At 69.7% G+C, this 12,096-nt stretch carries 12 protein-coding genes; 5 read left to right on the top strand and 7 right to left on the bottom strand.

Translation table 11 applies throughout. The features are described from left to right. Window positions 1-43 precede the first annotated feature (43 nt). The 5 genes from FB559_RS36975 to FB559_RS36995 are packed head-to-tail and all read right to left on the bottom strand — an operon-like array spanning window position 44 to window position 4,272. On the bottom strand, window positions 44-244 hold the full coding sequence (locus tag FB559_RS36975) for a ferredoxin (protein WP_141962284.1): 201 nt from the start codon (window positions 242-244) through the stop codon (window positions 44-46). Then, window positions 241-1,647 carry a cytochrome P450 gene (locus FB559_RS36980; RefSeq protein WP_281286348.1) on the bottom strand — a complete coding sequence of 469 codons (1,407 nt, stop codon included), beginning with the start codon at window positions 1,645-1,647 and terminating at the stop codon, window positions 241-243. The genes FB559_RS36975 and FB559_RS36980 overlap by 4 nt, the downstream gene beginning before the upstream one ends. A gap of 2 nt (window positions 1,648-1,649) precedes the next feature. Then, window positions 1,650-2,426 (bottom strand): SDR family oxidoreductase, encoded by a 777-nt coding sequence (locus tag FB559_RS36985; RefSeq protein WP_141962285.1) that lies wholly within the window; start codon window positions 2,424-2,426, stop codon window positions 1,650-1,652. A gap of 2 nt (window positions 2,427-2,428) precedes the next feature. Continuing rightward, window positions 2,429-3,667, bottom strand: a complete 1,239-nt coding sequence (locus tag FB559_RS36990; RefSeq protein WP_141962286.1) for a cytochrome P450 — start codon at window positions 3,665-3,667, stop codon at window positions 2,429-2,431. After that, window positions 3,664-4,272 carry a TetR/AcrR family transcriptional regulator gene (locus tag FB559_RS36995; protein WP_221640612.1) on the bottom strand — a complete coding sequence of 203 codons (609 nt, stop codon included), beginning with the start codon at window positions 4,270-4,272 and terminating at the stop codon, window positions 3,664-3,666. Before FB559_RS36995 ends, FB559_RS36990 begins: the two co-directional genes overlap by 4 nt. Window positions 4,273-4,391: 119 nt before the next feature. On the opposite strand from FB559_RS36995, the gene FB559_RS37000 reads away from it, so the two are divergent. From FB559_RS37000 to FB559_RS37020, 5 genes are all read left to right on the top strand, one after another. After that, window positions 4,392-5,246 (top strand): LLM class F420-dependent oxidoreductase, encoded by an 855-nt coding sequence (locus FB559_RS37000; protein ID WP_141962287.1) that lies wholly within the window; start codon window positions 4,392-4,394, stop codon window positions 5,244-5,246. Beyond that, complete coding sequence (locus FB559_RS37005; protein ID WP_141962288.1) at window positions 5,246-6,496, top strand: hypothetical protein; 1,251 nt, start codon at window positions 5,246-5,248, stop codon at window positions 6,494-6,496. Before FB559_RS37000 ends, FB559_RS37005 begins: the two co-directional genes overlap by 1 nt. 145 nt (window positions 6,497-6,641) lie before the next feature. Then, the gene (locus FB559_RS37010; RefSeq protein WP_141962289.1) at window positions 6,642-7,286 is read left to right on the top strand and encodes a PaaI family thioesterase; all 645 of its coding nucleotides are present in this window, start codon (window positions 6,642-6,644) and stop codon (window positions 7,284-7,286) included. Between the two features lie 30 nt (window positions 7,287-7,316). Further along, window positions 7,317-8,543, top strand: coding sequence for a cytochrome P450 (locus FB559_RS37015; protein ID WP_246122728.1), 1,227 nt, complete (start codon window positions 7,317-7,319; stop codon window positions 8,541-8,543). Between the two features lie 73 nt (window positions 8,544-8,616). Continuing rightward, entirely contained in the window at window positions 8,617-10,191 is a 1,575-nt protein-coding gene (locus FB559_RS37020) for an AMP-binding protein (protein WP_141962290.1), read from the top strand. Between the two features lie 46 nt (window positions 10,192-10,237). Here the strand turns inward: FB559_RS37020 and FB559_RS37025 are convergent, their stop codons facing one another. Then, window positions 10,238-10,858, bottom strand: coding sequence for an L-threonylcarbamoyladenylate synthase (locus FB559_RS37025; RefSeq protein WP_141962291.1), 621 nt, complete (start codon window positions 10,856-10,858; stop codon window positions 10,238-10,240). Window positions 10,859-10,885: 27 nt separating this feature from the next. Next, on the bottom strand, window positions 10,886-11,968 hold the full coding sequence (locus FB559_RS37030; RefSeq protein WP_221640613.1) for a glycerophosphodiester phosphodiesterase family protein: 1,083 nt from the start codon (window positions 11,966-11,968) through the stop codon (window positions 10,886-10,888). Between the last annotated feature and the right edge of the window lie 128 nt (window positions 11,969-12,096).

The following is a 12,096-nucleotide window of genomic DNA, read 5'->3' on the forward strand; positions in this document are numbered from 1 at the left end:
AAGGTGCTGTGCTTGTTGATTCTCTCGCTCCGCTCGGTCATGTTCAGGCCTCTTCTTCGATCGAGAGTGCAAAGGCGGGGCAGTACTTCACGGCGGTCCCTACGTCGGCGCGCAGCGACTCGTCCGGATGCTCCTGGAGGAGGACCACCACGTCGCCGTCCTCGTCGAAGCCGAAGACCTCGGGGGCCTCGCCCTGACAGAGCTGGTGTCCCTGGCACAGGCTCGTATCGGCGACGACCTTCATCGCGCGGCCCTCCTGCGATAGCGGACGCGGCACGGCTGCTCGAGCTGGATGACCATCTTCGAGTGGTCGTCGCGGTAGGACTCCGCGGGCTGCGCCATCGCGAACTCGAAGTCACGCAGGATGACCGAGAAGATCGCCTTCAGCTGCATCATCGCGAACGCGTTGCCGACACAGCGATGCTTGCCGGCGCCGAACGGGATCCAGGTCCAGCGGTTCCGCAGGTCCTCCTGGCGCGGGTCGATGTAGCGTCCGGGGTCGAACTCGCCGGCCTTCGGAAAGTCCTGCTCGATCCGGTTGGACACCCGTGGCGAGGCGGCGATCATGGTGCCCTTCGGGATGACGTGGCCGAGCAGGTCGAAGTCCTCCTGCACCAACCGCATCAAGATGACGAGCGGCGGGTGGAGCCGCAGCGTCTCCTTCAGCGCCCCCTCCAGCACCGGGATCGACCGCAGCGCCTGGAACGACACCTCAGAACCGTCGGAGTAGAGGTCGTCGAGCTCGGCGACGACGTCGGCCATCGCGCCGGGGTGCCGCATCAGTTCGATCATCGCCCAGGACGCCGTACCCGAGCTGGTGTGATGCCCGGCGAACATCATCGAGATGAAGATCCCGGTGATGACGTCGGCGTCGAAGTGATCGGCGCCGTCCTCCTTCTTCAGCGAGATGAGGACGTCGAGCAGGTCGCGGTCCTCCCGGGACACCGTGCCGCGCGCCTTGCGCCGGTCGATGATCCCCTGCACCAGCGCGACGAGCTTCGCCCGCGCCGTGTCGCGCATCCGGAAGCTCTCGATGTCGGCGTAGGGGTCGACGTACGCGATGGCGTCGGTGCCGCGCTCGAGCTCGTGGTAATGCCGGGCGAAGGAGGAGTCGAGCTCCTCACGGAACGGCCTGCCGACCAGGCACGACGAGGTGGTGTAGATGGTGAGTTCGGCGAAGAAGTCGAGCAGGTCGATCTCGCCCTCCTCACCCCAGCCGTCGACCATCCGGCGGATCTCCGCCTCGATGGTCCGCGCATGGCCGCGCATCATGTCGCCGCGCAGGGCCTGGTTCTTCAGCATCTGCTGCCGCTCCTCGGGCGAGGCGTCGAAGACCACGCCCTTGCCGAAGATCGGCGTCATGAAGGGGTACGCCGCCGCCTGGTCGAGCACCTCGTCGGGCGCGCGGAAGAACGCCTCATTGGCCTCCGCGCCGCTGGCCAGCACGACGTCCTTGCCCGCCAGCCGGAAACGGCCGACGTCGCCGCATTCCTCCCTGAGCCGGGTGAAGAGCCGGATCGGGTCGACCCGCATCTCGGGCAGGTGGCCGGTACCGCGGATGATCTCGGGCACTTCGGGACTCTGGTCGTCCAGGACCATCGAGACCTCGGGAATGCCGGCGAGCGGATGGGCCGGGGTGACGGCCATGGCTACTCCCCCACGGGTGCTTCGGGATTGACGTCGAGAAGGCTCAGATGGACACCGCGGGGTGCGCCGACGATCGTGGCGATCGCGTCGGCGTGCGCCTTGGCCTTGAGGAAGTGCGGATGCCGCGCGAGGCCGAAGCGCGTCCACTGGTCGATCACGAACGCGGCCTCGTCGGCGTCCCAGTCAGCGCCCATGCCACTCCAGGTCGGCCCCGGCCGTACGATCGAGGCCCGCACGCCGGTGCCCTCGAGTTCCATCTGGAGAGCGTTGACCAGACCCTCCAGCCCCCACTTGCCGGCCGAGTACGCCGCCATGAACGGCCGGGCGCGGACGACCACGTCGGAGGAGACGAACACGATGTCGCCGCGCCGGCGCTCGACCATCCCCGGCACGAACGTGCGGACCACCCGGTGGGTGCCGACGAGGTTGAGATCGATCTCGCGGGCGAAGCGCTCGGAACTGATCTCGATGGTGGCGCCCGGAGCGACCCGGCCGGCATTGCTGATGACGACCTCGACGTCGCCGAGGTCGGCGGTCACCTGGTGGGCGAAGCCGGCCACCGAGGCGTCATCGGTGACATCGAGCCGATGCGCGACGGCCTCACCGCCCTCGGCACGGATGGCGGTGGCGAGTTCCTCGAGTACGTCGACGCGCCGCGCGCCGAGGGCGACCGGGTGGCCCGCGGCCGCGAGGACCTTCGCGGTCTCCGCGCCGATGCCGGAGGACGCTCCGGTGATCACCGCCGGGCGACGGTCGGGGTGGCGGTACTTCTTGCCCATGGTCAGGCCCTCGGAAGGGTGAAGGTCGCCGGCAGGTTCGCGAACCCGCGCACGCTGGTCGAGTGCACCCGGACGGCCCGGTCGGCGTGTACGTGGAAGTCCACGACGCGGCGCACCAGCTCGGTCAGGACCACCCGCGTCTCCAGCCGGGCGAGATTGGCGCCGAGGCAGAAGTGCCGGCCGGTGCCGAAGCTGAGGATCTTCCCCAGCTCGGCCTTGTCGCGATGGACGTCGAACCGGGCCGGCGCGGTGAACACCCGCTCGTCCCGGTTGGCCGACCCGAGCAGCACGATCAGCTTGGCGCCGGCCGGGACGGTGGTGCCGTGGAGCTCGATGTCGGTCGTGACGTAGCGCGCCAGCATCTGGCTCGAGGTGTCGTGGCGCAGCGTCTCCTCGATCCACGGCGCCACGAGGGCCTCGCCGGACGCGGCCAGCACCTGCTCCCGCTGCCGCGGATGGGCCGAGAGATGGAACAGGGCGTTGCCCAACAGCTTGGTCGTCGTCTCGTTCCCCGCGACGACCATCAGGAAGAGGAACGCGATGATCTCGCCGTCCGTGAGCCGGTCACCGTCGACCTCGGCGGTAGTCAGCGCCGAGGTGAGGTCCTCCGTCGCCGCCCGCCTGCGCTGCTTCACCATGGCGCCGTAGTAGGTGATCAGCTCGATGGCCGCGTCCATGCCGGCCTGCGGCACGTCCCGCACGCCTTCCTCGCGGTGCACGACCAGGTCGGCGAGCCGGCGCACCTCGTCCCGGTCGGGCTCGGGCACGCCCATCATCTCGGAGATGACGTCCATGGGCAGCTTGCCGGCCAACCGGGCGATCCAGTCGGCCTCACCGTGCTCGGCGTTCGATGCGAACGTGGCGGCCAGATAGCGGTCGGTGAGCCGCTGGATCCGCGGCTCCAGCTCCTTGACCCGCCGGGGCGTGAACCCGGCGGAGACCAGCCTGCGCAGCCGGGTCTGCTCCTGTCCGTCCAGCGCCAGGAACGACATCACCCGGTGCGCGTGCGGGCTCCACGCGCTCGCGTCGAGAGACACGCCCATGCGGTTCGAGAAGGTCACGTCGTCGCGGAGCACCTCGAACACGTCGGCATGCCGCGACACCACCCACAGGTCGTCGGCCTCGGCGCGGAAGACCGGCGCCTCGTCCCGCAGCCGCGCGTACAACGGATAGGGATCCTCGTGGAACTCGTAGTCATAGGGATCGAACACCAACGGGACGCCCGTCGTGGCGGCGGTCACCGGCCCACCTCGTTTCCCCGGAGGATCACGGCCACCGCGGACTCCAGGCGGCCGGCCATGGCGTCGTAGGTCAGCAGCCCCATGCCGGCCTGCAGCAAGGCACCCGAGAAGGTGAACACCAGCACCTCGAGCACCGCCGGGTCGGCAGGCTCGTCACTTCCGGGCTCCCTCAGCGCGGCCTCGAACCGGGCGAGGAACTCGCCGCCGATCCGCAACCGGAGCCGTGCGACATCGGGGTCGGCGCCCAGCAGCGCCGGCGTCACCGCGGCGGCCAGCTCGGGCTCCGCGACGATCCGCGCCACCATGCCGTGCACCGCGTTCTGGACGCGCTTGACCGCGTCCCCGTGCCCGCCCGCGCGTGCCGCGTCGTCGGCCGCCAGATGGCGCCAGAACAGCTCGGCGAAGAGGTGGTTCTTCGACGCGAGATAGGTGTACGCCGTGGCCGGCGAGACACCTGCCCGCTGGGCGACGGTGCGAATGGTCAAGGCCTCGTGACCGACCTCGCGCACCTCGGCCAGGCCGGCCGCCAGGAGCTTGTCGACGGTCTCGGCCTGACGAGCGTTCAGCCCTTGTCGCGGGGACTCGCTGGTCATCTGACTGGACATGTGTCCAAGCTAATTGCCTCCCGCGGCTCTCGCAAGGTCACCTCACACCTCGAATACACGAACCGGACAGCTGTCCAGCCACTATTCCGAGATAGTAGAACACGTTCTACAGTGGCGTCATGCGCAACGGAATCGTGCTCTTCACCTCAGATCGCGGCATCAGACCGGCCGCCCTTGCCAAGGCGGCGGAGGAGCGCGGCTTCGACACCGTCTACGTGCCCGAGCACACCCACATTCCGGCGCGCCGTGACGCCCTGCACCCCACCGGCGGGGCGGAGCTGCCCGACGACCGTTACCTGCGGACCCTCGACCCGTGGATCTCGCTCGCCACCTGCGCCGCGGTCACGGAGCGGATCGGACTGGCCACCGCGGTGTCGCTCCCCGTGGAGTCCGATCCGATCACCCTGGCCAAGACCCTGGCCACGCTCGATCACCTGTCCGGCGGGCGAGTCACCATCGGCGCCGGCTTCGGGTGGAACACCGACGAGCTCAGCGACCACCACGTGCCCGCGGCCAAGCGCCGTACCGTCCTCAAGGAGTACCTCGAGGCGATGCGGGCGCTGTGGACCGAGGAGGAGGCGTCCTACGACGGCGAGTTCGTGTCGTTCGGACCGAGCTGGGCCTACCCCAAGCCGCCCCAGGGCCGGATTCCGGTGATCATCGGCGCTGGGGGCGGCCCGAAGACGATGAAGTGGATCGCGCGGAACGCCGACGGGTGGATGACCACGCCCATCGAGACCGATATCGCCGAGAAGGCGGCGGTCCTGCGCAAGGAGTGGGCCGACGCGGGCCGCGAGGGCGAGCCCGATGTCCGGATCCTGGTCGCGAAGAAGCCCGCCGAGGAGGACTTCGCCGCCTGGACGGCCGCCGGCGCCTCGGAGTTGATCTGGGGCCTGCCCGACGCCGAGGAGAGCCAGGTGCTCGGCCATCTGGACAAGATGGCCGCGCGGCTCGGACTCGGCCCGGGCGCCTGATGACACCGCCGGCCGGCCGCTACGCGGAGCTGACCCGCGCGGAGCTCGCCGTGGTCGTCCCCGAGCTTCTGCTGATCGGGCACCTGATCGACCGCGCCGGCATGGCCTGGTGCATCAGCGCGTTCGGACGCGAGGAGATGGTGCGGATCGCGATCGAGGAGTGGGCGGGCGCCAGCCCGATCTACACCCGGCGCATGCAGCGCGCCCTCCGCTTCGCCCCCGTGACCCCGGGCGAAGGCGACGTGATCACGATCTTCAAGGGCCTGCAGCTCGACATCGGCGCACCACCGCAGTTCATGGACTTCCGCTTCACGGTGCACGACGCGCGGCACGGCGAGTTCCAGCTCGACCACTGCGGAGCCCTGATGGACGTCGAGCCGATGGGAGAGGAGTACGTCGTCGGCATGTGTCACGACATCGAGGACCCGACCTTCGACGCGACCGCCATCGCGAGCCATCCCAGGGCCCAGGTACGCCCGGTCCACCGGCCGCCGCGCGTACCGGCCGGCCGGCGGCCACACTGCGCGTGGACCGTGGTCATCGACGACTCCCATCCCGAGGCCGTACCGGTACCCGCCTTGTCGACCAACGCGAGCTCGCGAGCGTCGACGCTCGACCTGGCTCCGATCGACCCTTCCGACGACGGCGCGGCCGACTACGCCGGTCCCCTGCTCTCGGACCTGGACTTCTCCGCGTTCTCCCGGTCCGCGCTGATCCGTATCGCCGACGAGGTGTGCCTCCAGATGGCCTTGCTGGACAACAGCTTCGCGCTGGCCGTCGCCGCGCGCGCCGACTCCGCCGACACCGTGAGGACGATTCGCCGCAGACAGCTCGTCGGCTTCGCCGGCATCGCGGCACACCGCCTGGCTCGCGCCCTCGGCCTCCCGCACACCGAAGCGGGCGCCCTGCGGCTGCTCGCGCTCCACCCGGTCCTCAACCCGGGCGCGTACGTCCACGCGGAGATCGTCGACGGGGCGATCGTCGTACGCCGATCGCCCGCGCACGCCGACGGCGCGTGGATCTCCTTGTGCGGGCCGGACTGGGCCGCCGCGCTCCAGGCCATCGTCCGCGTTCTCGATCCGCGCCTCGACGTCGAACTGGAGCCGTCGGCCGACGCCGCCTGGCGGCTGAGGGTCGTCCGGCGAGACGTGCACACGCCGGAGGCGCAGGAGGTGACCGTGGCCAAGTTCAGCACGGGCACCGACTTCGCCTTCGAGCACCGGCGCTCGCTACCGATCACCCCCGTCTGAAGGCGGCCGCGAACCTGCCACCCGAGAACACCAGGAGACGGCGATGACCTTCGGCTGACCGCGCGAGGAACCGCGGACGGCGCACGGCCTCCGTTACGGCGAATAGCGACTAGAACCTGTTCTTATTCTTAGATGGGGTGTTGGTATGGCCGGTCAGGACAGTACGGACGTGTTGGAGGGCAAGGCGATTCTCGCCGCCCGGATTCGTGAACTGATCGAGCTGACGGTGCTCGTGGACGGCCCCGAGTCGATGTTCGCCGAAGCGGCCGATCGGGTCGCCGCTGTCGTCTCGATTCTGCGCGCGGCGACCGACAGCGAGCCCGGAGTGCCGGCCGGCCGGGGGTGGCCACCCGGCGTTGACGATGCGTTGGAGGGGGTCGGCAATCCGCTCGCGCCACCGATGATCATCGGCCACCCCGGCGAGAGCGGAGCCGACGGCGAGGTCGCGGCGCTGGTGACACTGGGCAGCGCACACGAGGGCGCCCCGGGGCGGGCGCACGGCGGCTGGGTGGCCGCCATCCTCGACCACGCCGTGGGCAGGGCGGCGGCCCAGGCGGGCTCGCCGGGAATGACCGTGTCGCTGACCGTCGACTACCACCGGGCCACCCCGTACGGCGTTCCGCTCGATGTCCGGTCGCGCCGGGTGGACCAGGCGGGCCGCAAGGTGTTCGCCAGTGCGGAGATCCTGACGGACGGCCAGGTCACCGCGAGTGCCACGGCGACGCTGGTGACCGTCCGCGCGTTGGCGAACAAGGCCGGCGGCGAACGTCCCGGGCCGGGCTCGGACTGATCCGCGAACCGGAGGGCGATCGAGGAGCTCATGATGCCGGGAGACGTCTCAGACCAGCCGATCAACAGTGCGATCAATCTGACGAGTGGCCGGTTCTGGGGCCGTAACCCCCACGCGGAGCTGGCCTGGATGCGGGAGAACTGCCCGGTCTACTGGGATCCGTCCGGCGCCGTATGGGGGGCGTCGACCTATTTCGAGATCAAGCAGGTCTCCCGCCGCCCCGATCTGTTCTGCAGTGGGGAGGGCATCCGGCCCGACGCCGACCGGATGCCGATGATGATCGACATGGACGACCCCGAGCACAAACTGCGCCGCAAACTCGTCTCGGCCGGCTTCACCCCGCGCCGGGTCTCCGGCCGGCGCGCCTACCTCGAGCGGGTCTGCGACGAGATCATCGACAAGGTCTGTGAGCAGGGCGAGTGTGATCTGGTCGCCGACCTGGCCGCCCAGCTTCCACTGATCGTGATCGGGGACGCACTCGGCTTCGAACCCGAGGACCGTCAGTCGCTGCTCAAGTGGTCCGACGACATGCTGAGCGCGCTCACCGGTGGTGACGATCCGGCCCTGATCGAGGACGCCGCCGAGGCCTTCGCCAGGTTCAACGACCACACCGCCCACGTCATCGCCGACCGTCGCCGGTGCCCCCACGACGACCTCATCAGCACGCTCATCGACTCGAGAGTGGACGGCAGTCACCTCGACCAGGACTCACTGCTGGTGGAGTTGCTGCTGATCCTCATCGGCGGCGACGAGACCACCCGCCACGTCATCTCCGGCGGCGCGTGGCAACTGTTCCTGCACCCTGAGCAGCGGCGCAGGCTCACCGGCGATCTCGCGCTCATCCCCACGGCGGTGGAGGAGATGCTGCGCTGGGTGTCCCCGATCAAGAACATGGCCCGTACCGCCACCCGCGACACACGGCTGAACGGCCGGACCATCCACGAGGGCGACAAGCTGCTGCTGCTCTACCCCTCCGCCAACCGCGACGCGCTCGTCTTCGCCGATCCCGGCACCTTCGACATCGGCCGTAGCCCCAACGAGCACCTGGCCTTCGGCAACGGCCCGCACTTCTGCCTCGGCAACAGCCTCGCCAGGCTGGAGATGACCGTCATGTTCGAAAAGCTGCTGACCCGCCTGCCCGACATCGAGCCCGTCGACCGGCAGGAACCTGCCTACCGGCCGGCCAACTTCGTCTCCGGCTACGAGACCATGCCGGTCCGCTTCACGCCCACCCGCCGCTCCGGCGCGACCGCATGACGCGCAGGCGTCCCTCACCGCCGGGCTCCCCGCCCGCGACCACCCGCCGGCCCGCGTGAGAAGGGTGCCCACCGTGAGCCTCACCCCCCGTCCTCTCAACCTCGCCGTCGTCCTCGAGGCCATGGCGGACGCCGTCCCGGACCGGAACGCGCTGGTCACCATCGACCGTGAGTACACCTACGCCGAGATCGACGAACGCGCCACCCGCCTGGCCAACCACCTGGTCCGCCTCGGAGTAGCGCCGGGCGACCACGTCGCCGTCCACTCGGCCAACCGCATCGAGTGGGTCGACGCCTTCTACGGATGCATGAAGGCCGGCGCGGCGCCGATCAACATCAACTACAAGTACCTCCACGACGAGCTGGCCCACGTCTACCTGAACGCCGACTGCGTAGCCGCGATCATCGCTCCCGAGCACGTCACGGCGCTCGACGCGCTCGACCTCCCGGCACTGCGGCACCGCATCGTCATCGGCCCGGAGTACGACGCCACACTCGCGGCCGCCTCGCGGACCCGTATCGCCGGCCGCTCGGCCGACGACCGCTACGTCCTCTACACCGGTGGCACCACGGGCTATCCCAAGGGCGTGATCTGGAGGCACGAGGACCTCATCAGGGCCGCGCTCAACGCCAGCCGGTTCGGCGCGCCGCTGGAGTCGGTCGAGCAGCTCGCCGCCGAGGCCGCGGCCAACGAGAACCCCATGGTCATGCTCGCCTGCGGGCCCCTGATGCACGGCGGCAGCCAGTGGATCCTCGGCAACGCCCATGTCTCCGGCGCCACCGTGGCGTTCTACACCGAACCGAACTTTCACGCCGACAAGATCCTTGACCTCGTCCAGAAGGCCGGCGTCGCCTCACTGACCTTCCTCGGAGACGCCATGGGACGTCCGGTCGCCGAGGCCATCCTTGCCGAACCGGACCGCTGGGACCTGTCCAGCCTGGTCGCGGTCTCCAACGGAGCGGCGCCCCTTTCCGAAGGCGTACGCGCCGAGATCCGGCGCGCGCTGCCCGGCCGCTTCATCCTCGACACCTACGGGTCCTCGGAGTCCGGGGCCGCGGCATCGAAGATCGACGACGGCACCGGCGCACCGGCCGGCGCCCCGAACTTCGGCGCCGGCCCCGACATCGAGGTCTTCGACGAGAACCTGAAGCCGTGTCCCGTCGGGGTCGAAGGGATGCTCGCACGCTCGGGCCCCATGCCGCTCGGCTACTACAAGGACCCGGTCAAGACCGCCGCCACCTTCCAGCGGATCGGCGGCATCCGGTGGACCATCCCCGGTGACTTCGCCCGCCGCGAACCGGACGGCTCCGTCACCGTCCTCGGCCGCGGATCGGTCTGCGTCAACACCGGCGGAGAGAAGGTGCACCCCGAGGAGGTCGAGGCCGTGCTGCTGCGCCACCACGACGTCTTCGACGCGGCGGTCGTCGGGACCCCGCACGAGCGCTGGGGCCAGCAGGTCACCGCACTGGTCCAGCTCCGTGACGGCGCCACCGCCACCGAAGACGACCTCCGCGAACACACCCGAGGTCTGATCTCCAACTACAAGGTTCCCAAGAGGTTCCTCCTCGTCACGGAGGTGCCCCGCACTCCGGTCGGCAAGATCGACTACCCGGCCAACGCCGCGCTCGCCGCGCGGCTGCTCGCCTGACCCCGCCGACGACCGGCACGGCATGGCGGGGCCGGCCGGCCACCGATCAGAACCAGGGGGCGGGATCTCCAGCGCCTCTGCGGAGGATCTCCGGTTCGTCCTGGGAGAAATCGATCACCGTCGACGGCACGGCGCCGCACTCGCCGGAGTCGACGATGGCGTCCACCACATGGTCGAGCCTTTCCTTGATCTCCCAGCCTTGTGTCATGGCTTCGGTCTCGCCGGGCAGGAGCAGAGTGCTCGACAGCAGCGGCTCGCCGAGCTCGGTCAGCAACGCCTGCGTGACGACGCGGTCGGGGATCCGGACCCCGACGGTCTTCTTCCTGGGATGCAGCAGCCGCCGCGGCACTTCCTTCGTCGCCGGCAGGATGAACGTGTAGCTGCCGGGAGTCGCCGCCTTGAGCGAGCGGAACAGCGCGGTGTTGACCTGCACGAACTGGCCGAGCTGCGCGAAGTCCCTGCACACGAGGGTGAAGTGGTGGTCACGGTCGAGGCGGCGGATCTCCCTGATCCGGTCGAGGCCCTCCTTGTTCCCCAGCCGGCACCCGAGCGCGAAGCACGAGTCCGTCGGGTACACGACCAGCCCGTCCGAACGGATGAGGTCGACCACCTGCCGGAGCGCCCGAGGTTGCGGATTATCCGGGTGCACATCGAAGTACCTGGCCATTCACGACAGTTTAGGGCGCGGTTCCTGTCAGCTCTTGCACGGATCGACTCCTCGCGTACCGGGACGGGCGATGTGGCGCTCGTCGAGAAGCCGTTCCAGCACCGCCGGCCACGCCGCCATGATCCCGTCGGCGCAGGCGTCGATGAGGGTGTTGTACGCCGCCTCGTCCTCCGGCGCCGTACCGCTGAACCACACGTGGACCGCGTATCCGTCCGCGTGTGCGCGGGCGACGAACTCCGGGGTGGCGACCGGGATCCCGTTGAACCGTACGGGGATCTGCAGGGCCTTCGTCCCGTCGATCGGTCGCGTGCCGGAGAAGAAGTACGCCGACAGCTCGTTCTGGCCGGGCGCCAGCGCGATCCGTGGCGCGAGGCGGTGGAAGGTGGCCAGGGCGGCGTCGTTGAACGAGGTCACGATGACGTCGGTGCGACCGGCCCGGTTCAGGAAGCCCGCGAGCAGCCGCGCGTTGTGCTCGAACGACTCGACGTCGGTGTCGCTGGTGCCCTTGATCTCCATGTTGATCGGCACGTGCGGGAACGCGCGGAACACGTCGCGCAGCGAGGGAATGGCGAAGTCGCTCGCCCGGTACCCCCTCGGCGGCTTGCGGTGGTGGGTCCGCACACCGCGCAGCGGATACGACTCCGGCGGCAGTCCGGGTACGGCGCTGCGGCCGGGGACGAAGTTGTACGCCGCGTCCAGAGCGTTCACCTGGCGGTACGTCAGATCGCGTACGAGGCCGGTGCCGCTGGTCGTCGCGTCCACCGACGAGTTGTGGATCACCACCAGCCGATCGTCCGCGGTCGACTCGACATCCAGCTCCACCATGTCGGCGCCGAGCGCGACCGCCCGTTTGAACGCGTACAACGTGTCGGCGGGCGCCTCGTTCTCACCGCCGGCATGCGCCATGTTCAAGAACCGCCGGTGCAGCCACGGATTCCCGCTCGGGTGCGCGGCCGCATGGTCATCGGCTCGGGCGCCGGCCGAGGCCGGGGCGGCCGAGCCCGGACCGGCGGCGATCGCCATCAGCAGCGTGACGAACACGGCCACGCGCGCGGACGGATGGCGCGCGGTGCGGGCGTGGTCGGACCTGTGGTCGCGCTTGTACGACACGGAGGCTCCCATCGGGGTACGTCGGCCGGAGCCCCACTGTGGCCCCTTCGGGAACCCTTGCACCATCTCCAGGCCCGGCCGGAAACGGCCCCGATTGATATGACCCTTAAATTTAGTCTTGACAGAAG

The sequence above is a fragment of the Actinoallomurus bryophytorum genome, assembly GCF_006716425.1.
GTDB classification, from domain to species: domain Bacteria; phylum Actinomycetota; class Actinomycetes; order Streptosporangiales; family Streptosporangiaceae; genus Actinoallomurus; species Actinoallomurus bryophytorum.